Here is a 24,579-nt window from a genome sequence, read left to right on the forward strand (position 1 = left end):
GGTATGAAGGCGGTGCGAACGGTCAGCGCCCGGTGCGCAGTCCGACGACCGCGCCGCGGAACTCCAGGCTCCGGGAGGCCGCTTCCAGGATGTCCAGCACCTGCAGCCCCGCCCGGCCGTCGGTCAGCGCCGGGCGCCCGTTGCGGACCGCGGCGGCGAACTCCTCGACCATGCTGCGCAGGGCCTCCTTCTCACCCAGCGCGGGCGCCACCATGTCGCCGGACCGGTAGGACACGAGCATGTCGCGGCGCTCGTCCGCGCCGATCTCCTGAGGGGCGGTCAGGTCCACGCCCCGGTCGAACACGGCGACGCGCTGGGTGGGGTTGAGGTCGTCCCACACCAGGGTGCGCTTGGATCCGCCGACCATGGTGGTGCGCACCTTCGTCGGGGACAGCCAGTTGACGTGGACGTGCGCGATGGCCCCGTTGCTGAGCTGGAGCGTCAGGTAGGCGACGCATGACTGCCCGGCCCCGATGGGATCGGCTCCGTGCGCGGCGACGGCGACCGGCCGGACGTGGTCGGGGAGGATGAAGTCGAGGACCGAGAGGTCGTGGGGGGCCAGGTCCCACAGGACGTCGACGTCCTTCTGGACCAGCCCCAGGTTGATCCGCACCGAGTCGAAGAACTGGATGTCGCCGAGTTCGCCGGAGCGGACCATCTCGCGGATCCGCCCCACCGCGGGGGTGTAGCAGTACGTGTGGTCGCACATGAGGGTGAGGCCGCGTTCCTCGGCCTCGTTCACCAGCCGCAGGCCGTCCTCGTACGTGGCGGCGAGGGGCTTCTCCACGAGGACGTGCTTGCCGGCGCGCAGGGCGGCCAGGGCCACGTCCAGGTGGGTGCCGGCCGGGGTGGCCACGGCGACGGCGTCGACGGCCGGGTCGGCGAGGACCGCCGCGTAGTCCGAGGTCGCCTGGACGGTGGAGTACCCGCCGAGCACCTTCCGGGCCCGGTCCTCGTCCAGGTCGCAGAGCCAGCGGAGCCGGAACTCCGGACTCGACTGGAAGTTGCGGACGAGGTTGGGCCCCCAGTACCCGGCGCCGACCACGGCGACGCCTAACGGCCCGGCGGGCTCCCTTCCGGTGGCGCCGGCATCCCGTCCCGTGTCCTTGGCGGTGTCCTTCACAGCGTTCCCCTTCCCTCCGCGCACGCCGACCGGCGTGTCGCCAACTCACGGCCGGGACGCGTGCGAGGGAAGGAGGTGCCGTCGACGGCGGGCCGGACGCGTGTGCGCGACCGTGCGTGCCCGTTCAACGGTGATGGCCCCCCACAACCGATGCCCTGCGTGTTCCGCGTGCTTCCGCCCCCCGGCCGTCCGGCACCCCGCGCCGGTCCGGCCGCCGTGCGCGCCGCCTGTTCCCCCAAGCGGTGCGCACGTACCGTTGTACGTGTCGTACGTGTCGTACGTGTCCTGCTGTGCCCTGCGTGATGTGTGGTGCGTGTGGTGCGTGAACCGTCCTGCGTGACCGTCGGTTCCGGATCCGTTCCGGCATCGCCGAAGCGCGTCCGATCCGCTCGGCCTCGCTCAATCTAGACCACCGGGCCTACGCCCGGGGAGAGTTGAGGGAAACGTCCGGTGCAGGTGTTCGGGCGTGCATACTTCCCGGGTGACCAGCATCGTGATCCCGGCCCACAACGAGGGCCGGGTCATCGGCCGGCTCCTCGACGCCCTCCTGGCAGACGCCCCGACGGACCCCTCCACACGGGGTCCCGGGTCCGAGGAGACCGACATCGTCGTCGTCTGCAACGGCTGTACGGACGACACCGCGCAGGTGGCGGGAGCACGCGGCCCCCGGGTGCGGGTCGTCGAGATCCCGACTCCTTCCAAGCACACCGCACTTCGGGTCGGGGACGAGCACGCGCGGGGATTCCCGCGGCTCTACGTGGACGCCGACGTCGTCGTCGGGGCCGCCGACGTACGGGAGTTGACCGCCGCCCTCGCCGGGAGTCCCGGCCTCCTCGCGGCCGCGCCCGCGCGCGAGGTGCCGCTGACCGGCTGCGCCTGGCCGGTGCGCGCGTACTACGGGGTGTGGCAGCGGCTCCCCGCGGTCCGCGAGGGACTGTTCGGGCGGGGGGTCATCGCGGTGTCCGAGCCGGGGCACGCGCGGATCGCGGCCCTGCCCCCGCTGATGGCCGACGACCTGGCCGCGTCCCTCGCCTTCGGGCCGGGGGAGCGGCGGGTGGTGGAGTCGGCGCGGGTCGTCGTCCATCCGCCGCGCACCTGGTCCGACCTCGTCAAGCGCCGCATCCGCGCGGCGACTTCGTCCGCCGAGGTGGAGCACTTCCAGGCGTCGCGACCGGCGGGCGGGCCGCCCGGCCGGGGTGCGCCGGCCGGTACGAGCACGCCGGCCGGGCCGGAGCCGCTGCCCGGTGCGGCGGCGCCCTCCGCGCGCACCAGTACGGCCGACCTGCGGGCCCTGCTGCGGGCCCAGCCGCGGCTGCTGCCCGGCGTCGTGGTGTTCCTCGTGGCCGCCCTCGCCGCCCGCCGGGGCTCGCGCAAGGCCATCCGGAACCGTGACTTCTCCACCTGGCTGCGGGACGAGAGCAGCCGCCGGGGCTGAGGGCGCGGCACACCTCGGAGCGGCGGGTTCCGGGGCCGGGTCCGGCCACGGCCGGGCGGGACCCGGCCACCGCCCGGCCGAATTGCCTCGTACGCACCTCTGTTGCCCCGCACCACCACTATGGTTCCACTCGCGCGTTCGCGTACGCCCGTCCGAGACCGTCGTCATCGGGAGCTCCAGAACATGTACCTCGCGGACCGTTCCGCGCCCGCGCCCGCCGGTGCGAAGCCCGCGCGGGGACGAGGGGGACGCCGCCGTGCCGGGGCCGTCGCCCCGGCCGTCCTCGCGCTGGGCACGGTCAGCCTGATCACCGACATCTCCTCCGAGATGGTCACCGCGGTCCTGCCGCTGTACCTGATCGCGGGCCTGGGGCTGAGCCCGCTCGGCTTCGGCGCCCTCGACGGCGTCTACAACGGGGTGAGCGCGCTGGTGCAGCTGACCGGCGGGCACCTCGCCGACCGGGTCCGCAACCACAAACTGATCGCCGGGATCGGGTACGGCCTGTCCGCGCTCTGCAAGCCGCTGCTGCTGCTCGCGCACAGCCTCGGACCGGTGGGTGTGGTGCTCGCGCTGGAGCGCACCGGCAAGGGCCTGCGGACCGCGCCGCGCGACGCGCTGATCTCCCTGTCCACGCCGGCGGAGTTACAGGGCCGCGCCTTCGGGGTGCACCGGGCGATGGACACCACGGGGGCGCTGCTCGGGCCCCTCGCCGCCTTCTTCATCCTGAACGCGGCGGTCGGCGGCTACGACGCCGTGTTCGGGGTGAGCGCCTGCGTCGCGGTACTGGGCGTGGTGGTACTGGTGCTGTTCGTCCCGGGAGGCGGCAGCGCCGCCGCGGGCGCGACCGGCGCGGTGGGCCCCGGCGCGCCCCGCCGCGGACGGCCCCCCGCGGCCGCCGACCGCGCCGCGGCGGGGAACCCCGCGCCGACGGCGGACCCCGCGCCGACGGCGGACCCCGCACCCGCCCGGGGCCCCGTACCGGCCCACGGCCGACGGGCCGCGGTCCCCGTACCGGCTCCGGGCCGGGCGGTCGGGAGCCGGGCCGCCGCAGGCCCCGGACCGGCGGTCGGGAAGGCGGCCGGTGGGCGGGCGGAAGGCGTGGGCGTGCGCGAGGCCCTGGCCCTGCTGCGGCTGCCCCGGCTGCGGGCCCTGGCGCTCTGCGCCGCCCTGCTGGGCCTGACCACCGTCAGCGACGCCTTCGTCTACCTGCTCCTCCAGGACCGCGCCGGCATCGGCGAGCAGTGGTTCCCGCTGCTGCCGCTCGGCACCGCCGCCGTGTTCCTGCTGCTGGCCGTGCCCGCCGGGGCCCTCGCCGACCGGATCGGGCGGCGCACCGTCTTCCTCACCGGGCACGCCCTCCTGCTGGCCGGGTACGGGCTGCTGCTGTGGGCCCCCGACTGGCCCGCCCTGCCCTACGTCGTCCTGGCCCTGCACGGCCTGTTCTACGCCGCCACCGACGGAGTGCTGCCGGCCGCCGTCGGCGCCACCGTGCCCGCGCGCCTGCGGGCCACCGGCATGGCGCTCGTCGGCACCGGCCAGGCACTCGCCCGCTTCGGCTGCTCGCTGGCCTTCGGCGGCGCCTGGACCCTGTGGGGGGCCGGCTCCGCGCTCGCCGCCGCCACGGCGGGCCTGCTCTGCTGCGCCGCCGTCGCCGCCTACGTGCTCCGCCCCACCGCCCCCGGCGGTAGCGCCCCGGGCCCGGGCGCCGCTCCTGCGGAGCCCGCCCGGGCGCCCGTCCCCGCGCCGGACGGCAGGGGCTCCGAGGGCCGGGGCTCCGACGGCCGGGCCCCCGAGGGCCGTACCTCCCCCGACCGCGCCCCCGCCGATCCGCCCCGACGCCCGCGAGGAACCCGATGACGCTCTCCCGCCGTCTGCTCGTGCTCGCCCTGGCGGTCCTGCTGCTCGGCGGTGTCGCCGCCGCGTTCGTGCTGCGCGCCGCCGCCCGCGCCGACCAGCCCCGGGAGGGCGGCCCCGCGGTCGCCGCGGGCGAGGTCACGCTGACCCAGCGGGACCGGCTCGCCTTCCTGAACACCGCCCAGGGCCCGCACCGCGGGTCCCTCGCCTCGGTTCCGGCCGACGCGCCGGAAGCCGCTCGTACCGCCTCCGGGCTCACCTGCCGGCGCTTCCACGCCGCCGCGGGCACCGGGGTCTGTCTCAGCTCCACCCCGGGCACGCTCGCCCAGGAGAACCGGGCCGTCGTCGTCGACGCCGAACTGCGCGAGCTGCGGGCCTTCCCCCTCGCCGGCACGCCCAGCCGGGCCCGCGTCTCCCCGAGCGGCCGGTTCGCCGCCTGGACGGTCTTCGTCTCCGGCGAGTCGTACGGCGCCGCGTTCTTCTCCACCCGCACCTCGATCGTGGACACCCGTACCTGGGCCCTCGAACCCGACCTGGAGAAGTTCGCCATCTCCCTGGACGGCCGGCCCTACAGCGCCGCCGACGTCAACTTCTGGGGCGTGACCTTCGCAGCGGACGACGACACCTTCTACGCGACCCTGGGCACCGCCGGCCAGACCCACCTGGTCAAGGGCTCGGTCTCCCGGCGCGCGGTCACCACGCTCGCCCGGAACGTCGAGTGCCCGTCCCTCTCCCCGGACGAGACCCGCGTGGCGTACAAGAAGCGCGTGACGCGCGGCGCGTCGCTGTGGCGCGAGCACGTCCTGGACCTGCGCACCCTGCGCGAGGTGCCGCTCGCGGAGAAGCGCAGCGTGGACGACCAGGCCGTCTGGCTCGACGACCGCACCCTCGCCTACGCCCTGCCCACCGACGGCGTCGTCGACAGCACGGACCTGTGGACCGTCCCGGCCGACGGCACCGGGGCCCCGCGCCTGCTGACCCCCGGGGCGTCCTCCCCGGCCCGCCTGCGCTGACCGGTCCGTCCCGGGCGGTCCCCTCACGTCGCGCCCCGAGGAAGGGCGCCGCCGCAACCCGGCACGCCCGCTTCGTGACAATCCGCACATTCATCCCCAAAGCTGCGGCCCAGCGGGGATCATTATTTTCGGAATTGTCGTATATGGGCCTCCTCTGAGGTCTGCGCCGTCCGTCGCAGGGCCGGCGCCACAGGGAGTGACATGGGACGCGCGGGCAGCTGGACCGGTAACTGGCGGATCGCCCTGCCGGTGGCGGGCGGAGCCGTCGTACTCGGACTGGGCGGCCTCTACGTCACCGGGCTCGTGGCCGGCGGCGACGTCGACCCGGGCACACGGGTCCTCGGCGTGGACATCGGCGGCATGGACCGGGCGGAGGCCCGGCGGACGCTGGAGCGGGAGCTCGGGCCCGCCGCCGCGGCGCCCGTCGCGATGAAGATAGGCGACCGCGTCGAGAAGGCCGACCCGGCCGCGCTCGGGCTGTCCTTCGACACCGCCGCGACCGTGGCCGAGGCGGCCCCCGCCGGACACGGCCCGGTGACCGTCATCGGCAGGCTCTTCGCCTCCGGCGACCGGGACGTCCAGCCCGTGATCCGCACCGACGAGCGGACCGGCCGGGCCGCCGTCGACCGCCTCGCCGACACCACCCGGCAGCAGGTCCGCGACGGGGTGATCGCGTTCGAGAAGGGCGCGGCGAAGGCCGTCACCCCGCAGCCGGGCGTCAACCTGATCGAGGACCGCGCCTACGCCACCCTGCGCGAGGCGTACCTGAAGCCGCGCGGCGGCCCCGTCGTGCTGCCGGTCGAGAGCACCCCGCCGCGCACCGGGGCCGAGGAGACGGACCGGGCGCTGCGGCAGTTCGCGCAGCCCGCCATGTCGGGACCGGTCAGCCTCGGCGTCGCGGGCAAGCGCATCTCCATAAGCCCCGCGGTCCTCGGCGAGCACCTCGTGATGAAGGCCGACGCCCAGGGCCGCCTCGTGCCCGACCTCGACGCCAAGGGCCTCCTCGCCGACGCCGCGGTGGCCCGCCCGGTCAAGGCGGCCGCCGGGGTCCCGCGCGACGCCGACCTCGGCCTCGACGCCGACGGCCGCGTGATCGTCGAGGACGAGGGCCGTACGGGCCGCAAGGTCACCGACGCGGCGCTCGGCCAGGCCGTCATGCCGCTGCTGACCCGCACGGGAGCCGCCCGCAGCGCCGAGGTCGCCACCGTGGCCGTCGAGCCGGACCTCACCCCCGCCGGGGCCAAGCGCCTCGGCATCAAGGAGAAGGTCTCCTCCTTCACCGTGTCCTTCCCGGCCGCCCCGTACCGCACCACCAACATCGGCCGGGCCGTGGAGCTCATCAACGGGTCCGTGGTCATGCCGGGCGAGGAGTGGAGCTTCAACCGGACGGTCGGGGAGCGCACCCCGGAGAACGGCTTCGTCGACGGCATCATGATCAACGACGGCCAGTACGTGAAGTCGCCCGGCGGCGGCGTCTCGGCGGTCGCCACCACCATGTACAACGCGATGTTCTTCGCGGGCGTCAAGCCCGTCGAGCACGGGGCCCACTCCTTCTACATCGAGCGCTACCCGGAGGGCCGGGAGGCAACGGTCGCCTGGGGCACCCTGGACCTGCGCTGGATCAACGACACCGGCCACCCCCTCTACATCCAGGCCGAATCCACCGACACCTCCCTGACCATCAGCCTGCTCGGCACGAAGAAGTACGACGAGGTACGGGCGACCCAGGGGCCGCGCACCAACGTCACGCCGCCCGGCAAGCGGACGGGCAGCGGACCGAAGTGCGAGGTGCAGACCCCCCTCGAAGGCTTCGACGTGTCCGTCGGGCGCGTGTTCGTACAGGGCGGCAAGGAAGTCCGGCGCGAGGAGTTCACGACCCACTACACGCCCCGCGACGAGGTCACCTGCACCCCGCCGGCCACGAAGACCCCGCCGGCCCCGCAGAGCCCCCAGGCCCCCGCGGCCCCGCAGAGCCCCCAGGCCCCGCAGCAGGCGCCGCAGGCCCCCGCCGCCCCGGGTTCCGCTCAGGCGGACGCCGCCACCGCCCTGGCCGCCGGCAGCCCCCGTACCGCGTGACGCGGGCCCCCTGCCGCGCCGCGGCGGCGGCCCGCTGTCCGGCCGGCGGGGGACGGCGGGTAACCGCCAGGGTGTGAATTGTGCGTGCCGGGGGCCGCGGGCGCCCGGAAGTGCTACAACTGGGATCGTGACCCTTCCTCGCCTCCCGTGCCGGGCACGTCGGTGCGGTCACCCCTAGGCATCAGGTTCCGAAGCGTCGCCGGCCAGGTGTTCGTCCTCCAGGTGGCGATCGTGGTGTTGCTCGCCGCCGGAGCCCTCCTGGCCCTCGTGCTGCAGTCGCGACACGACATCGACCGTGAGGCGCGCAACCGGTCGGTCTCCGTCGCGGAAACCTTCGCCCACTCCCTGGGCCTGCCGGCCGCCCTGCGAGCGCCCGACCCCGCCGCCATCCTGCAGCCCGTCGCCGAGGAGACGCGCAAGGCCGCCGGGGTCGACTTCATCGTGGTGATGGACACCAACGGCATCCGCTACACCCATCCCCAGCCCGACCGCATCGGGAAACGGTTCGTCGGCACCATCGAGCCCTCCCTCGCCGGGCGGGTCCACACGGAGAGCGTGCAGGGCCCCCTCGGCAAGGAGATCCAGGCCGTCGTACCGGTCACCGCCTCCGACGGCCGCGTCATCGGCCTGGTCTCCGCCGGTCTGACCGTGAAGAACGTGACCGGGGTCGTCGACCGGCAGCTCCCCGTCATCCTCCTGGCCATCGCCACCGGCCTGGCCCTGGCCACCGGCGGCACGGCCCTCATCAGCAGACGGCTGCGGCGCCAGACCCACGGGCTCGGCACGCAGGAGATGACCCGCATGTACGAGCACCACGACGCGGTGCTCCACGCCGTCCGCGAAGGGGTGCTGATCACCGACGGTGACGGACGGCTCCTGCTGGCGAACGACGAGGCCAAACGGCTCCTCGGCCTGCCGGACGACGCCGAGGGCCGCTACATCGGGAACGTGCCGTGCCTCGACCGCCGGATGGCCGACCTGCTGCTGTCCGGCCGCGTCGCCACCGACGAGGTCCTGGAGACCGGGGACCGGCTCCTCGTCGTCAACCAGCGGCTCACCCACCCCCGCGGCCGGCCCGAGGGCACCGCCGTCACCATCCGCGACTCCACCGAGATGCAGGTCCTGACCAGCCGGGCCGAGACGGCCCGCAAGCGGCTCAAGCTGCTGTACGACGCCGGCGGCGACATCGGGACCAGCCTCGACGTGGTCCGCACGGCCGAGGAGCTCGCCGCCGTGGCCGTGCCCCGCTTCGCGGACTTCGTCACGGTCGACCTCGCCGACCAGGTGCTCGACGGAGACGAGCCCGCCCCGGGCGCCGACATGCGGCGCACCGCGGTCAGCGGCATCCGCGCCGACCACCCCCTCTACCCCCGCGGCCGGCTGATCGACTTCCTGCCCTCCACCCCGCAGGCCCGCGGCTTCGGCACCGGCCAGGCCGAGCTGGTCACCCACCTGGAGGACGCGCCGGGCTGGCAGGCCCAGGACCCGCCGCGCGCCCGGGCGATCATCGACTACGGCATCCACTCGCTGATCGCGGCCCCGCTCACGGCCCGGGGCGTCGTCCTCGGCGTGGTCAACTTCTGGCGATCGGAGAAGCCCGAGCCCTTCGACGAGGACGAGCTGTCGCTGGCCGAGGAACTCGTCGCCCGCGCGGCGATCAGCATGGACAACGCCCGCCGCTACACCCGTGAGCACGCCCTCGCCGAAACGCTCCAGCGCAGCCTGCTGCCGCGCGCCCTGCCCGAGCAGAGCGCCGTCGACGTGGCCCACTTCTACCTGCCCGCCCAGTCCGGGGTCGGCGGGGACTGGTTCGACGTGATCCCGCTCGCCGGCAGCCGGGTCGCGCTGGTCGTCGGGGACGTCGTCGGACACGGCCTGCACGCCGCGGCCACCATGGGCCGGCTGCGCACCGCGGTGCACAACTTCGCCTCCCTCGACCTGCCCCCCGACGAGATCCTCGCCCGCCTCGACGACCTCGTACAGCGCATCGACCACGACGGGGACGGCGACGACACGAGCGGCGGCGTCATCGGCGCCACCTGCCTGTACGCCGTCTACGACCCGGTGTCGCAGCGCTGCACGATGGCGCGGGCCGGCCACCTGCCGCCCCTCGTCGTCGCCCCCGACGGCACCACGGAGATCGTGGACCTGCCGGCCGGCCCCCCGCTGGGGCTGGGAGGCATGCCGTTCGAAACGGCGGAGCTGTACCTGGCGGAGGGCAGCCAGCTCGTCCTCTACACGGACGGCCTGGTCGAGGAGCGCACCCGGGACATCGGCGAGGGCCTGGAACTGCTGCGCACGGCGCTGAGCCACCCCGAGCGCGATCCGCAGGAGAGCTGCCGGGCCGTCCTCGACATCCTGCTGCCCGAGCGGCCGACCGACGACGTGGCGCTGCTCATCGCCCGTACGCGCACCCTCGGCCCGGACCGGGTCGCGCAGTGGGACGTCCCGTTCGAGCCGAGCGCGGTCGGTGCCACGCGCAACGCCGCCGCGAAGAAGCTCGACGAGTGGGGCCTGCCGGAACTGGCCTTCGCCACGGAACTGATCCTCAGCGAACTGGTCACCAACGCCCTGCGCCACGGCAGGGCCCCGGTACGGGTACGGCTGCTGCACGACCGGGGGCTGACCTGCGAGGTGTGGGACGCCAGCAGCACCGCCCCGCACCTGCGGTACGCCGCGACCACGGACGAGGGGGGCCGCGGACTGTTCCTGGTCGCCCAGCTCAGCGAGCACTGGGGCACCCGGTACACCCCCGAGGGCAAGGTCATCTGGGCGGAACAGGCCCTCCCCGGCTCCCCGGGCGCCGCGGAACCCTCCCTCGCGGCGTTCCTGGACGTGGACCCCATCTGACCGAGGACCCCGTCTGACCGCTCCGCGCTCGTGGCCAACGGCCGCCAGGGCGTGCGCCGTTGATCCGGCTCCCGGAGGGCGGTCCGGGGCGGGTGCGGGCCGCAGACGGGTGCTGGCACGGATGGACAAGACCACGTACGGTCGGCAGGGTGAGGCGGGGACCAGTCCCGCCGCAGGTCACGGTGGGTGCGGTGCGGTGCGGGGGCGGCGAGCACAGGAGCGGGCGACCGCGGTGGTCCCGGCCCGCGCGACGGTCGGACGACGGCCACGGCGACCGCCCGAACCCGCTCGACCCGCGGACCTCACGGCCTCACGACCGCACCATCCGCCGGACCACCTTCGACCCTGGGACACGACCCGTGCAGCATGACGACGAGCCGGTCTTCATACGGAGCAGATGGGGAACCAGCCGCTACGTCTACAACCACCGCAACCCCGTCGGCCTCGCCCTCATCGTCCTCACCGTGCTGTTCGTCGGCACGATGATGATCCTCATGACCAACCGCGCCGGACCGTTCGCGCCCTCACCCGCCCCGACGCCCCGGACCCCGCCCCCGTTCGACCCGCGGCCGGCCGCGCCGGCCGAGCCCGCGCCCTGGCCGCCCCTGCCCCCCACGGGCACACCCGGGCCGTAACAGGGCGACACCTCCCCGGGCCGCCGTCCGTCCCCGACCTCTGGAGCGAAACCCCGTGAACGCGCAGTGGAACGCCCCGGCCCACCGCCGGCGCCCGCACACCGGTGCGGGGTGACCCGCATGGACCCGGCAGCCCAGCGGCCCCAACCCCCGTACAGCGGCGACCCGATGGTCGTCTGCGGCGACGACGCGCTCGCCGTGCGCCTGGCGGGAGAGCTCCACGACATCTACCGGCAGCCCGTCACGCTCCTGCTCCCCGACGCCGACACCATCGGTCCCGAACCGCCGCCCTCCACCCGGGTCGTCGAAGCCGAGACGCCGGACACCACCGCCCTCCGGGAGGCGGGCATGGCGCACGCCGTCGCCGCGGCGCTGGTCTACGAGGACGACGAGACGAACATCCGGGCCGCGCTGACGGCCCGCCGCATCAACCCCCGGGTCCGCCTGGTCATCCGCCTCTACAACCGCCGGCTGGGCAGCCATCTCGCCGAACTCCTCGACCAGGCCGCCGCCGTGGCCGCCGGCACCGCCGACGGGCCCGCGGCCGACTCGGCGACCGTGGTCCTCTCCGACGCGGACACGGCCGCCCCCGCCCTCGCGGCCACCGTGGTCGCCGGCACCGGCAAGGTCCTGCAGGCCGACGGCCTGCTCCTACGGGCGGCCGAACGCACCCCGCGCCGGCGCCGCGAGACCACCCGGCCCGGCCTGTGCACCCTGGCCCTGCTGTCCTCCACGACCGACGACCCCGCCGGCACGGAGGGTTCCGACCGCAGCGGCCCCGCCGGACCCCGGCTCCTGCCGTCGTCCGAGGAGATCGCCCGGTCCGCGCAGCGGGGCGCGGTCGTCCTCGAAGCGGTCTCGCACACCGCGCCGTCCGCGCCGCAGCGGCGGATCAGCGCGGCCGGCCTGCCCCTGACGGAGCTGTTCTCCCGCCGCGTCCGGTGGTCGCTGGCGGGGATCACGGCCGCGGTGGCCGCCATCGCCGTCGCCTCCGCGGTCACCACCGGAGACCACCCCGTCCACGCCGCCTACGTCACCCTGCTGGACCTGTTCTCCATCAACGACCCCGCCCTGGGCGACACCACGGAGCGCCAGCTGCTCCAGCTCTTCTCCGGCCTGGTCGGACTGCTCCTCCTGCCCGTGCTGGTCGCCGCCGTCCTGGAGGCCTTCGGATCCTTCCGCTCCGCCTCCGCCCTGCGCCGTCCACCGCGCGGTACGGCCGGCCACGTCGTCCTGCTCGGCCTCGGCAAGGTCGGCACCCGCGTCCTGGCCCGGCTGCGCGAACTCGGCATCCCCGTCGTCTGCGTCGAAGAGGACCCCGAGGCCCGGGGCATCGCCCTCGCGCGGAGCCTGCGGGTTCCCGTCGTCCTCGGCGACGTCACCCAGGAGGGCGTCCTCGAAACCGCCAGGACCGGCCGCGCCCACGCGCTCCTCGCCCTCACCAGCTCCGACACCACCAACCTCGAAGCCATCCTCTGCGCCCGCACCATCGCCCCCGAACTGCGCGTGGCGCTGCGCCTGTACGACGACGACTTCGCCACCGCCGTCCACCGCACCCTGCGCGCCGCGCACCCCCAGGCCCTGACCCGCAGCCGCAGCGTCACCTCGCTGGCCGCCCCCGCCTTCGCCAGCGCCATGATGGGCCGGCAGATCCTGGGGGCCGTGCCCGTCGAGCGCCGCGTCCTGCTCTTCGCCGCCGTCGACGTGGCCGGCCTGCCCCACCTCGAAGGCAGCACCATCGCCGACACGTTCCGGCCGGGCCACTGGCGGATCCTCGCCCTGGACACCGCCGACCCCGCCGACCGCCGCCCCGACCTGCGGACCACCCGGCTCGACGGCCGAGGGCACGTCAGCGGCCTCCTCTTCGACCTGCACCCCGGGCACGTCCTCGGCCCGCAGGACCGGGTCGTCGTCGCCGCGACCCGGCAGGGCCTCGCGGAGCTGCTCGGCACCGGACGCCTCCCGGCCCCGGACGCCGGGCCGAGGGCGTGAACGCCGGGTCCCGGGCGGCGGTGCTCGCGTGCCGGAGGCCGGGGCCGGGGGATGCCGTCAGGCCGCCTGCTTGACGGCGGCGGGCGGGTTGGACACGAGGTTCCTCAGGTCGCGGCTGCACAGGGCTCCGGCCGTCGCCAGCGTGACCAGGGCCGCGCCCGCCAGCAGGGTGGTCTCCCTGCCGATCAGGTCGCTCAGCGGACCTGCGGCCATCTCCCCGATCGGCAGCGCGATGAACGAGCCGAGCGCGTCGTACGAGTACACGCGGGCCAGGCGGTCCTCCGGGATGTTCTCCTGGAGCGAGACGTCCCAGGCGACCCCGAACTGTTCCAGGGCGATCCCGTTCACGAACATCGCCAGGCTCAGCAGCAGGGCTCCGGGAGCCTCGGCGAGGACCACCAGCGGGAGCGCCTCCAGGGCCACGACGGCCACCCCGATGCGCAGCGCGTGGCGGTGGCGGGAACGGGCGGCGATGAAGCCGCCCACCACCGCGCCCGCCATCTGTGCGGCGAGGACCACGCCCCAGGCGGTACGGCCGAAGGTGTCGTCCGCCACCGTGGGGCCGAGGACCTGGATGCCCCCGGCGACGGCCGCGTTCACCACCATGAACTGGAGCACCACCACCCACACCCACGTGCGGGCAGTGAACTCCGCCCAGCCCTCGCGGAGTTCGCGGATCGGATGGGACCGCTCGGCCGGATCGGTCTGCGTGGCGGCCAGCTTGAGGCGCAGGAAGCACAGGGCGGCGACGAGGAAGGCGGAGGCGTTGCAGACGAGACCCCACCCCGGGCCGAGCACGGCCACGACGATCCCGCCGAGCGAGGCGCCGATGATCATGCCGATGTTGATGCCCATCCGCATCAGCGCATTGGCCGGCCGGAGCACGTCGGCGGGCACGGTCTGCGGGGTCATGGCCGCCGACGCGGGGAAGGACAGCGCGGCGAGGGCGCCGTTCAGCACGCTGAGCGCGATCAGCAGCGGGATCGACGTGAAGCCGAGCAGCACGCTCAGCGCGATCGCGCCCTGGACGCAGGCGGCGGCCGCCGCCGATCCCTGCAGGATCAGCGTGCGGGACACCCGGTCGGCGATGACCCCGCCGAGCAGCAGCAGCACCACGTTGGCCAGGGACCGCGCCCCGACCACGATGCCGAGGTCGATCGTGGACCCGGTGAGGTCGAGCACGGCGAAGGCCAGCACGATGGGCGCCATCGAGTTGGCGAAGTACATGAGCAGCCGCCCCGAGACCAGCCACCGGAAATCGGGGTGGCGCAGGGGCACCAGCGGCGACGTGCCGGCGGGGAAGAGGCTCATGCGGTGGGGCTCCCGGTCAGTGTGAAGTGCACACGACGAGTGGAGATCCCCAAGTCCTGTACCGCGTAAGGGGTGTGGTAGTAGGCCTGCGGAGTGGCTTCCGGCGCCAGCTCGATCTCGAACTCACCGCGCACGGTCTCGCCCGCCCGGGCCTGCGCCCGGCGCAGCACGGGCCGCACCCGGGCGTTCAGGTAGCCGGGCAGCACGATGCCCGTGTTCACCGTGCCGGCCCGGCGCGCCACGGCCTCGACCACGACGTGCAGGCTCTCGCCGGGCGCCGCCCGGTCGGCCGACTTCACCCGGAGCTCCGGCGCGTCGACGTAGGAGTTCAGCACGTCACCGCACCGGGCGCACACCGCCTGCACCGTGTCCGTGACGACCGGCACCCGCCCCCGGCGCGTGTAGCTGCGCAGCGGCCGGCCGCACGTGCACGGACCGTCGAGGTCGACGGGCGCCCCGGCGACGCTGCGCTCCCCGAAGTACGTCGGGAACTGCATCACCGGGTCGCCGTGGTGCTTGGCGATCCGCTGGGCCAGGGCGAAGTCGAGCGACCTCGTCTCGGCGGCGATCGCGGCCAGCGCCGGTCCGGCGTCCGGCGGCGACAGCAGCACGGTCCGCGCGGTGTCGCGCAGGACCGTGTCGGCGAGCTGCCGCAGCCGGGGCCACAGCGGGTGGTCCTCGTTCAGCAGGCCGCTGTCGAGCAGGCCGGACAGCCGGGCCCCCAGGGTGTACAGGTCCGTGTCCGCCTCCTCGGTCACCGGCGCCGGTCCGTCGGCCGGTTCGTCGGCCGGTTCGTCGGCCGGCCCGGACGACTGCAGACCGACCTGGACGAACGACGGGTAGGGGTTGATGTCCCCGAGCCGCTCGTTGATCGCGCCGGACGCGCTGCCCCGGGAAGCCGTGTCGGTGAGCCAGGCGAGGTTCTCCGGACGCTGGGCGTCGCACGCCGTGAGGGTGGCGACGACCGTCTGCGCGGGACCGTCCAGCGCGTCGAGCAGGATGACGTACTTCGGGTCGTACATCGCGTGGTCCGCGAGGGCCCCGCTGAAGCAGTTGCCCAGGACCAGCTCCGCCGCCCGGACCCGCCGTGCGGGGATGAGCTTGTCCTCGGGCTTGGTGCAGCCCAGTCCGTACGCGCACTTGGGGCCGTCCGCACCGGGCTGCCGCTCACCGGCCGGGCTCAGCCCGCACAGCGTGAACTGCCCCAGGTTGAGCTGGTCGTCCTTGCCGTTGCCGTGGAACAGCACCCGGCTCCAGACCCGGCCCAGAGCGATGCTCAGGACGTCCTGGTGCCGTACGTCCTCGGCGCCGAGCCAGACCGTGCCGGGAGCCGGGGGCAGCGTGTCCAGCTCCGAGATCATCCCCACCTCGCCGTGCGCCACGACCCTGCCGTACTGCTTGGCGACCATCCAGCTGAGGGTGTGCACGTCCCGGCCGGTGAGCAGGAACAGCGCACGGCCCTGCGCGTGGGCGCGGTCGATCACCTCCTGCACGGAGTCCGAGCGCAGGTCCGCGTACGCGCCGACGAGCAGCACCGAACCGGCGTCCGGCAGGTCGGCCACGTCGGACACCCAGGACTCGGCGAGCGGATCGGCCAGGCGCCGCAGCGACTCGGGCAGTGGGGCGCCGACGACCACGCCGGTGGTGCTGGGGGCCGGGGCGCGCCGGCTGTCGTAGACCTGCTCCGCCAGGGAGATCCCGTCGAGGAGTTCGGCACGGCCGCCGCTCCACACCGGGAGCGGCGCGGTCTCCGGGCCGTCGGCCAGGCACCGGTTCACGGCCTCGTCGAACTCCCGCAGCGTCTCGCAGGCGACGAACAGCGCGCCGCGCTCCGGCCCGCTCACGCCTCTTCCACCTTCAGTTCGAAGGCGTCGAGCACCGCGTACATCCGCTGCTCGACCTCGTCGGCGGTGGCGCCCTCCACGTGGACGTAGCCGGTGCTCGCGTGCGAGGCGCGCGGCGGGTCGAGCAGGTCGCCGGGGGCCGCGGTGAGGTGGGCGCCGAGGACACCGGGCAGGCGGCACAGCGCCTCCTCGGTGCTGATGTGCAGCAGCCTTCCGGGCCGGACGGGCAGGAGCAGGTCGCCGACGGCGCGGTCCTTCGTGTACTCCGGTACCGGAACCCGGTCGAGGTAGGTGTCGAGGATGACGTGGAGGAAGTCGAAACCGTAGGCGAGGCCGTGGTTCATGGGCACTTCGCACCCGCTGAGCCGCGCCGCGACCTCGCTCATGAAGAACTCGCCCGTGTCGGTGAGGAAGAACTCGCCGTGGAGGTAACCGTGGGGGATGCCCAGGCCGTCGGTGAGCTGTTGCGCCAGCGCCTTGGCGTCGACGGGGAGCGGTTCCCCCGGCGCGTAGGTGATGTTGGCGTTGATGGCGCCGTCGAGGACTTCGAGGATCGGCCGGGGGTTCTTCGACAGGTACGCGTCCACCACCTGCCCGCGCGCGATCACGGCGCACAGCTGGAACTCCCGTCCGCTGATGAACTGCTCGACCATCCAGTCCAGTTCGGGGTTGAGCGCCGGTATGCCGGCCAGGTCCTGCGGTGACTCGATCCGGTACGTGGCGATGCACGAGTCGGAGTCGATCGGCTTCAGGACGACCGGCCAGCCGTGGTCGGCGGCGAAGGCCTCCACGTCGTCGAGGGTGTCCACCGGCCGGTAGGCGGCGTGGGGGATCCCCAGCTCGGCGTAGCGGTCCTTCATGGCCTTCTTGTCGCGCACCCAGGAGACCTGCTCCTGCTCCAGGTGCGGCAGGCCCACCAGCGCGGCGAAGCGCTGGGCGTCCGCCTGGAGCGCCTCGTTCGGGTTGCAGAAGTACCGCGGCAGGACACCGGCGTCCCGGATCCAGTTCAGGTACCGCGCGGCCTCGTCCTCCAGCGGTGCGGCGGTCGCCAGGGTGAACGTGGGAACGTGCGCGACGCGTTCGACGTACTCCGGGGTCAGCTCCACGGAGTCGAAGCGGAGCAGCACGACCGTGACGTCGTCACGGCCGAGCACGCTGTCGGTGAACGTCGCCCGGCGGCTCTCCACCAGCAGGACGACGGGGCGGGGGGTCTGCGGAGTCATACGGGTTCCTCGCTGGATCTGGGGTGCCGTGCGGGGCAGGGGGGGCCGGGGCCGGGGACGGGGGCCGGCCCGTCAGCCGATGACGCGGGTCGCGCCGTCGAGGCGTCCCGGACGGGTGCGCCGCAGGTCACGGGCAATGTTGACGCGCTTGAGCCACCGGTCCGAGCCGTCGAATCCGGCGTGGAACGGACGGCGTCCGTGGACGACGTTGCGGTTGTCCACGAAGCACACGTCGCCGGTGCGGATGAACACGTCGACGAGGTTGGCGTCCAGGTGGTCCACGACCCAGGCGAGGGCCTCGGCCGCCTCGGGGTCCTCGTCGCGGGCCCGGAAGTAGTCCCGGTCGATGCGCAGCACGGGGGAGTCCGGATGGCCGTCCAGGACCGGGACCGGCTCGTTCTCCGGCTCCTGGTCGCCGAACTCGTGCGAGGCGTCGGGGACGGGCACGAAGCGCGGCTGCGCGAGGACCCGCGCGATGTCCTTCGGCACGCGGCGGACGTCGACGTGCGAGACGGTGGTGGGGACCTCGGCGGTGTTGCGCAGCGCGAGCAGGCCCACCCAGTCCGCGCGGTGCGGAGAGAAGGCGTCCTCGGTGTGCCAAGCGAGTTCCAGCTCGCTGGACGCCGACACCAGGCTGTGCTCGTAGCCCCGGCTGGGCAGTACGTCCGTGACCAGCCGGCCGGCCTGCTGGGTCGCCCAGCCGATGACGTCGCCGAGCAGGGCGGAGTAGAGGACGAGCAGGCAGCCGTAGGTCTGGCTCGACTCCGTGTCGGCCTCGCGCCAGTGGCTCGGAGTCGCCCCGAGGGCCGCCTGGTCGAGGACGTTGCCGCGGATCATCGCCGCGTGCGTGTTCTCGTCCCGGCGCGCGGCGTTGAGGTGCCGGCGCACCGACAGGGGCAGGTCGTGGGCGATGACGGGCGCCTCGTCGAGGAACCGGGGATCGTCGGCCGTCTTGAATTCCCTCGCGCACCGCTGGGCCAGCCGGCGGGCCGCGTGCGCGTCCTGCTCGGTCAGGTCGAGTATGTGATGGCGCAGGTCCGAAGGACCGGCCTGCTGCGTTTCATGCATGCGATGACTTCCGTTTCGCAAGAGCTCTGCGGGTGGGGCGGGTCAGTTGCAGATGTCGAGGTACGCCGTCGGGTGCTCGTCCAGGTGTCCGACGCACTGCTCGCGGAGGTCCTCGGGATGCGCCTCGCGCCAGCCGTCCGGGACCCGGACGGCGGTGGGCCACAGCGCACGCTGTCCCCGGTCGTTGACCACGACGGCGAACGTCCCGTACTCGTCGGTGAACGGGTCCTCCGGCCAGGGTTCGCCGAGGACTTCCAGCGCGTCCCCGGAGCCCCGCCGGGCGGCCCGCCCGGCCCGCCACATGCGGCTGCCGGGTGCCCCCATGGGGTCGGGGACGAAGCGTTCGCCCGTGCGACCGGGCCGGTTCGCGTATCCGAGCGCCAGCTCCGTGCCGGCGAGGTACAGCGCGCCGACGGCTCCCGGCGGTACGGGCCGCAGCGCCTCGTCCAGCACGTACGCCCGGTGCTCCCACGCGGTCCCGGCATCCGGTCCGGGCTCGCGCACCCGGACGGAGCGCGCCTCGGCCGGACCTCCGCGTTCCCGCAGCACCAGCCCCTCGGCGCGGGCGAAACCGAGGGTGTCGGGTCCGGCGCCCTCCCACGAGGCGGACACCGTGAGGGCCCGCACCGGGGCGATTCCGCGCCCCAGGGCTCCGGCCGTCCGGCACAGCGCGTCGGCGTCCTCGGCCGAGGCCAGCACCTCGTCGGCCGCACTGTCGCGCAACCAGTCCAGCAGGCGCGGAAGTTCCTCCGCCCAGCCGACGTCGGGCGCGAGCACCGTGCCGCCCGAGGCGAGGACGCACAGGATGCCCAGCGCGTCGTCGGCGCCGGGGTGGCGTCCGGCCAGCCAGGCGCTCCGCGCCCCCGGGAGCTCCTCGGCCCTGCGGGCGGCGTCGGCGCTGACGGGCAGGGAGCCGATGAGGACGCCGTCGGCCGCGGCGGAGTCCGGGCCGGCGAGCAGGACCGGGTGGTCCGCGGTCAGGGGGCCGGTGCGGTCGGCGTCGCGCAGCGGGCCCTCGGACGACGCACCGGGCGGCGCCCCGGCCTCTTGGAGCAGCCGTACGACCCCGGGCGTGGCCGGGAGCGACTCCTCGGCCGCGGCGTCCAGGAGCAGCACGACGGGCGGTGTCGCGGTGAGCAGTTCCGCGATCCGCGGGGCACCGGCGTCCGGGTCGAGCGGCCTGCACACCGCGCCCGCCTTCGCGATCGCCAGGGCGGCGACCGCGAAACCGAGGGGTGACGCGATCGCGGTGGCCACTGCCGCGCCCGGTCCCGCCTTGTGGCCGACGAGCGTGCGGGCGAGCCGGTCGGAGCGCGCGCCGAGCTCCGCGTACGTGGTGTCCGTTCCCGCGTGGACGAGGGCCACGGCGTCCGGGGACTGCTCGGCCCGCCGCGCGAAGAGTTCGGGCAGGGTGGTGGGCGCCGCCGTGCGCCCTTCCGTGTCGGCCTCGCGCCGTGCACGGGCCGCCGGGCCCTCGTATCCGAGGGGAAGGAGGCTGACCTTGCTCCCCGGCTGTTCCAGGGCCGCGCCGAGCAGCGCCACCAGCCGGCCGCCGAGGTCGGCGACCGTTTCCCCGTCGACCGCGTCCCGGCGGAAGGTGGCGCTCAGCGTGATGCCGAGCGGCGCGCCGGTCGCGCTCTGCCGTTCCGTCAGCAGCAGTGCGAGCTCCGCGTCGGGGTGGGGCAGGAGGGGCTGCTGCGGCTGGACGGACAGCCCGGCCGCCTCGAAGCCGGCGCCGGTCTGCTGGGCCACCGCGAGGACCACGCCGCCGGGCCGGGCCTGCGGCGCTGCCTGCAGCCGGTACGCCGCCAGGTCGGCTCCCCGTACACGCCGCAGCAGCTCGGTGAACGCCGGGTCGCCCGACACGTCCGTACGCAGCGACAGCATGCGCGTGTACGGACCGACGGCGAGCCGCAGGGCCTCGCCGGACCGTGCGGGCACCGGGGTGGCGAGCACGATGTCGGTCCCCGCCCCGAGCCGGCCGAGCAGCGCGGCCACGGCGGCGTGCACCACCATGAACAGCGTGCTGCCGCGTTCGGCGGTGAACTCCGCGAGCCTGCGGTGCAGGGCCTCGTCGATCGGCGCCTCCCACGTCCCGATGCCCGGCTCCGGCACCTGCGGGGCGGCCACGGGCAGCGGGGTGGGGAGGGGGGCGTCGCCGGCGGGCCGGAGCGGCTCCGCGGCGCCGACGGGCGGGGCCGGCGGCTCCGGGCGCAGGACGTCACCCACGGCCCGGGCGGCGTAGGCCGCGGCGAGGTCCGCGGCGAGCGGGAGACAGGACCCCGCGTCGGCGGCCGCGGGTGGCAGGGAGAGGACGAGCAGGTGGTCGTCCGGAGCGAGGGCGTACAACTCCACCCCGCCGAAGGGGCCTTCGGGGCTCCCGTCGGCCTGCCGCGCGGTCCGCAGCAGGCGGGCCACGTCGGCGTCCGCGGGCCGGACCGCCGACGCGACGAGCGGGTCGGGGGCCTCGGCCCCGGGGGCCCGGTGCCCGCCGTCCGGGGAGAGCGCCGCGCCCAGGGTCGCGTGCCGGCCGGCCAGATCGCCCAGGGCGCCGGTCAGGGCCCGCGCGTTCAGGGCTCCCCGCAGCCGCAGCGGCAGGACGAGGCGGCCCGTCCCGCCGGATCCGGCGCCGGAAAGGACGTCGTCGGCGACGGCCTGCGGGCCGGGACCGTCGAGCAGGGCCGCGAGCCGCAGGGGGGTCGGCGCCTCGTACAGGGCGCGGTTGCTCGGGTCGGACCCGAGGGTCGCGCGCAGCCGGGCGACGAGACGGGCGGCCGCCAGGGAGTGTCCGCCGAGCGCGAAGAAGTCCGAGTCCGCGTACACGTCGCGCCTGGGCAGGCCGAGGACCTCGGCGAAGAGGTCCCGGAGGATCTCCTCGACCGGTGTTCCCGGCAGGATCCCGGGTGCGGCGGTCGTGAAGACGGGCGCGGGCAGGGCCCGCCGGTCGACCTTTCCGTTCGGGGTGAGCGGCAGTGCGTCCAGGGTGAGGAGCGCGGCCGGGACCATGTAGTCCGGCAGCTGCTCCTGCAGGTAGCCGCGCAGGACGATGCCCAGGTCCACGGTGCGGTCGAAGGCGGTGGGGGTGTTCGCGCAGTCCGCGGCCGCGCGGGGCGCCGCGCCACCTGCCGCGTATGCGTTCGTGAGCGGCCCGTCCGGGACTCCGCCGGGCGCGAGGAAGCAGATGTCGAGGGCCTCGTCCGCGTCGGCCGACCAGGTGGTGAACGCCCGGTATCCCAAGGCCTCGCCCGCCGCGCAGAGCGCCTCGGGGTCGGGTACGGAGCCGGTCCCCGCGAGCCGCGCCAGGGCGGCGGCGGCCGGGCCGCCCGCGTCCAGCTCCCGCAGCGCCGCGTGTTCGCCGTGCACGCGCAGGTTGGGCACCGCGGCCACCCGCAGGACGGCGGGCCGGTGCGCGCGGAGGTACGCGTCCAGTTCCGCGATGCCGGTCAGCTGCGTGCCCCAGTCGACGCGGGGGGCGTCCCGCAGGTCCGCGGCGGGCTCCGCCGTGCCGAGCACGACGTCGTACCGGTAGCGGGTCAGTTCGTTGTGGTGCGCGCCGCGCTTGACGCGTACGTCCACCGAGCGGATGGCCGGCAGGTCTCCGGCCAGCGCGGCGAAGAGCGCGGGGGAGAGCAGCAGCTCGGTCTCCAGGGCCACGCGCTGGTCGATCGCCCTGCGCAGTCCCTCGCGGTCCTGACCGCTGCCCTGCGCCAGCTCCACGCCGGTCTGCATGCAGCGCTGCAGGTCCAGGTTGCGCAGGTCCCCCAGGAAGACGGAACCGCCGGGCGCCAGCAGGGGGAGCACACGTGCGAGCACGGTGTTCAGGTAGTCGAGGTTGGGGAAGTACTGGACGACCGAGTTGATCACGACGGTGTCGAAGTGGCCGACGGGCAGCCCCTCGGTGACGTCCGCCGCCCGGCAGCTCAGGGTGACCTTGTCGCGCAGACGGGGGTCGGCCTCCGTCTGGGACCGCAGCGCCTCGATCACGGACGCGGAGAAGTCCGTGCCCCAGTAGTCCTCGCAGTCCGGGGCGAGCCGGGAGAGCAGCAGGCCGGTGCCCACGCCGATCTCCAGCACGCGGCGCGGCCGGAGCTCCCGGATGCGCCGGACCGTTGCCGTCCGCCACTCCTCCATCTGGTCGGCGGGGATCGGCTTCGCGTCGTAACTGCTGTTCCAGCCGCTGAAGTTCTCGCCGAGCTCGGCGGACCCCGCGTCGTCGTACAGCGCCTCGTAGATCTCCCGCCACTCCGTGACCTGCTCGGTGGTCTCGGCGGCGGCGGCCGCCGCGGGTACGACGTGGGCGACCAGCCGCCGGTCGTCCTGCGCCTCGTGCAGCGACACGACCGCCTGGGCGACACCCGGGTGCGAGGTCAGCACCGCCTCGATCTCGCCGGGTTCGATGCGGAATCCGCGCAGCTTGATCTGGTTGTCGACGCGGCCGAGGAACTCGATCGCGCGGTCCGGGCGGAGCAGGACGCGGTCGCCGGTGCGGTACAGCCTGCTGCCGTCCGCCGCGAACGGGTCGTCGACGAACCGTTCCCGCGTGAGGTCCTCCCGCCCGAGGTAGCCCGACGCCAGGCAGGGCCCGCCCAGGTGGAGTTCGCCCGCGGCGCCGGGCGCAACGGGCCGGCCGGACTCGTCGAGGACGTGGGCGACCGTGGCGCCGATCGGCCGGCCGATCGGTATGGTCCGGGCGTCGGCGGCGGGTTCGGTGACCTCGTGCCACGTGGCGAAGGTCGTGGTCTCGGTGGGCCCGTACACGTGCAGGAGCGTGCCGGGGGGCCGCGCCGCGAAGACCTCCCGCACCCGGCGCGGATCGCACGCCTCGCCGCCGAAGAGGAGGACGCGCAGCGTGGCGAACGCCGCCGGCCGCTCCCGGGCGATCTGCTGGAACAGCGCGGTCGTGAGGAACAGGACGGTCACACCGTGGTCGCGCACCGCGCGCTCGAAGGCGGCCGGGTCCACGACGGTGTCCTTCGGCAGGCCGAGCACCCGGGCGCCCGCGGTCAGCGCACCCCAGATCTCGAAGGTGACGGCGTCGAAGGCGGGGTTGGCGGCCTGCGCCACCACGTCCCGGGGGGTCAGCCGCACGTAGTCGGTGGACCGGACGAGGTCGACGACGGCACGGTGGGGGACGACGACGCCCTTGGGCGTCCCGGTCGTCCCCGACGTGTAGCAGACGTAGGCGGCGTCCTCCGGGGCCGGCGTGACGTCCGGGAGGCAGGCGCGTTCCGCGGCGATCGCGTCCGCGAGGGCGTCCACGGCCACGACGGCCGTCGGCAGGCCGGCGTAGTCCGGCGCGCAGGAGCCGGTCGTCACCACGGCGCGGGCCGCGCAGTCGCGGACGATCAGCCGGCGGCGCTCCAGCGGGTGTGCCGGATCCACCGGCACGTAGGCGGCGCCGGCCCGTGCGATCCCGAGGAACGCGACGACCAGTTCGGATCCCGCCGGCAGACAGGTGACCACCCGGTCCCCGGGGCCCACTCCCCGCCCGATGAGGTACGACGCCAGCTGGTTGGCCCGGCGGCTCAGCGCGGCGTACGTGAGGGTGACGCCCTCCGCCGGGTACGCGACCGCGATCGCCTCCGGATCGGCGCGGACGTGCCGCTCGGTGAGCTCCGAGAGGGTTGCCCCGTCCGTGAGCTCCGAGAGGGTTGCCTCGTCCGTGGTTCCGTCCGTGCCCGCGCCGTGCGACATCGGGCTTGCATCCATGCCGGTCATTCCCACCTCAGCGAGCGAAAGTAAGTCGGTGGCGCGACGTCCGCCTTGCGTGTAAAGGGCGCCCGACGTGACCCCTGCGGGTTGTTCGATGTGCGAACTCGACGTCCGATATGCGCGGCCCGGAAATGGACGCTAAACGCAAGATCCAGGGCCGTCAACCGGCTGTTTTCAGCCCTGCATGTCCGGTACCCGGCTGATGAACGAGCAGCTCCTCGGGTGGCCCGAAAGCGCTCCGGACCCCGGTGGACCGGGCCGAACGGGGTCGGGAGGCGGGTCTCCGGGCCGGCCGCCGGACGGCCCGGCGGACCACGAATCGGCCTGCGGACGAGCGGCCTGCGGGATCTCGAATATGTCAGGTCGGACTCCTCCGGCGACCGCCCGCCCTTCACGCATGGCCGGATCGATCCCGGCCGTACGCATTCACGACGGATACCGGC

Annotated in this window: 13 protein-coding genes; 7 read left to right on the forward strand and 6 right to left on the reverse strand. The window is 74.7% G+C overall.

The genetic code is table 11. The annotated features are described in order from the left end of the window. Positions 1-22: 22 nt before the first annotated feature. Entirely contained in the window at positions 23-1,123 is a 1,101-nt protein-coding gene (locus tag ACZ6S8_RS04385) for a Gfo/Idh/MocA family protein (protein ID WP_469452347.1), read from the reverse strand. Positions 1,124-1,604: 481 nt separating this feature from the next. Between ACZ6S8_RS04385 and ACZ6S8_RS04390 the strand changes: the two genes are divergently transcribed. The 7 genes from ACZ6S8_RS04390 (at position 1,605) to ACZ6S8_RS04420 (ending at position 12,978) form a co-directional block, all read left to right on the forward strand. Continuing rightward, positions 1,605-2,558 (forward strand): glycosyltransferase family 2 protein, encoded by a 954-nt coding sequence (locus ACZ6S8_RS04390; RefSeq protein WP_469452349.1) that lies wholly within the window; start codon positions 1,605-1,607, stop codon positions 2,556-2,558. A 183-nt stretch (positions 2,559-2,741) separates the two neighbouring features. Beyond that, positions 2,742-4,415: an MFS transporter gene (locus ACZ6S8_RS04395; protein WP_469452351.1), complete on the forward strand. Its 1,674-nt coding sequence runs from the start codon at positions 2,742-2,744 to the stop codon at positions 4,413-4,415. After that, positions 4,412-5,425: a TolB family protein gene (locus ACZ6S8_RS04400; protein ID WP_469452353.1), complete on the forward strand. Its 1,014-nt coding sequence runs from the start codon at positions 4,412-4,414 to the stop codon at positions 5,423-5,425. Before ACZ6S8_RS04395 ends, ACZ6S8_RS04400 begins: the two co-directional genes overlap by 4 nt. Positions 5,426-5,626: 201 nt before the next feature. Next, entirely contained in the window at positions 5,627-7,501 is a 1,875-nt protein-coding gene (locus ACZ6S8_RS04405) for a VanW family protein (protein ID WP_469452355.1), read from the forward strand. A 207-nt stretch (positions 7,502-7,708) separates the two neighbouring features. Continuing rightward, a complete protein-coding gene (locus ACZ6S8_RS04410) occupies positions 7,709-10,351 on the forward strand; it encodes a SpoIIE family protein phosphatase (protein WP_469452357.1) in 2,643 nt (880 codons plus the stop codon). A 359-nt stretch (positions 10,352-10,710) separates the two neighbouring features. Then, positions 10,711-10,986 carry a hypothetical protein gene (locus ACZ6S8_RS04415; RefSeq protein ID WP_469452359.1) on the forward strand — a complete coding sequence of 92 codons (276 nt, stop codon included), beginning with the start codon at positions 10,711-10,713 and terminating at the stop codon, positions 10,984-10,986. Positions 10,987-11,154: 168 nt separating this feature from the next. Beyond that, a complete protein-coding gene (locus tag ACZ6S8_RS04420) occupies positions 11,155-12,978 on the forward strand; it encodes a potassium channel family protein (RefSeq protein WP_469452782.1) in 1,824 nt (607 codons plus the stop codon). A 57-nt stretch (positions 12,979-13,035) separates the two neighbouring features. Here the strand turns inward: ACZ6S8_RS04420 and ACZ6S8_RS04425 are convergent, their stop codons facing one another. The 5 genes from ACZ6S8_RS04425 to ACZ6S8_RS04445 form a co-directional block, all read right to left on the reverse strand. Then, on the reverse strand, positions 13,036-14,289 hold the full coding sequence (locus tag ACZ6S8_RS04425; protein WP_469452361.1) for an MFS transporter: 1,254 nt from the start codon (positions 14,287-14,289) through the stop codon (positions 13,036-13,038). Beyond that, on the reverse strand, positions 14,286-16,133 hold the full coding sequence (locus tag ACZ6S8_RS04430; protein WP_469452363.1) for a hypothetical protein: 1,848 nt from the start codon (positions 16,131-16,133) through the stop codon (positions 14,286-14,288). Before ACZ6S8_RS04430 ends, ACZ6S8_RS04425 begins: the two co-directional genes overlap by 4 nt. Further along, on the reverse strand, positions 16,130-17,356 hold the full coding sequence (locus ACZ6S8_RS04435; protein WP_469452365.1) for an ATP-grasp domain-containing protein: 1,227 nt from the start codon (positions 17,354-17,356) through the stop codon (positions 16,130-16,132). Before ACZ6S8_RS04435 ends, ACZ6S8_RS04430 begins: the two co-directional genes overlap by 4 nt. Before the next feature lie 72 nt (positions 17,357-17,428). Next, positions 17,429-18,424, reverse strand: coding sequence for a guanitoxin biosynthesis L-enduracididine beta-hydroxylase GntD (gntD, locus tag ACZ6S8_RS04440; protein WP_469452367.1), 996 nt, complete (start codon positions 18,422-18,424; stop codon positions 17,429-17,431). 42 nt (positions 18,425-18,466) lie between these two features. Continuing rightward, positions 18,467-24,133 carry an amino acid adenylation domain-containing protein gene (locus ACZ6S8_RS04445; RefSeq protein WP_469452369.1) on the reverse strand — a complete coding sequence of 1,889 codons (5,667 nt, stop codon included), beginning with the start codon at positions 24,131-24,133 and terminating at the stop codon, positions 18,467-18,469. Positions 24,134-24,579 lie beyond the last annotated feature (446 nt).

It is taken from the genome of Streptomyces sp. NPDC048461 (assembly GCF_055587105.1).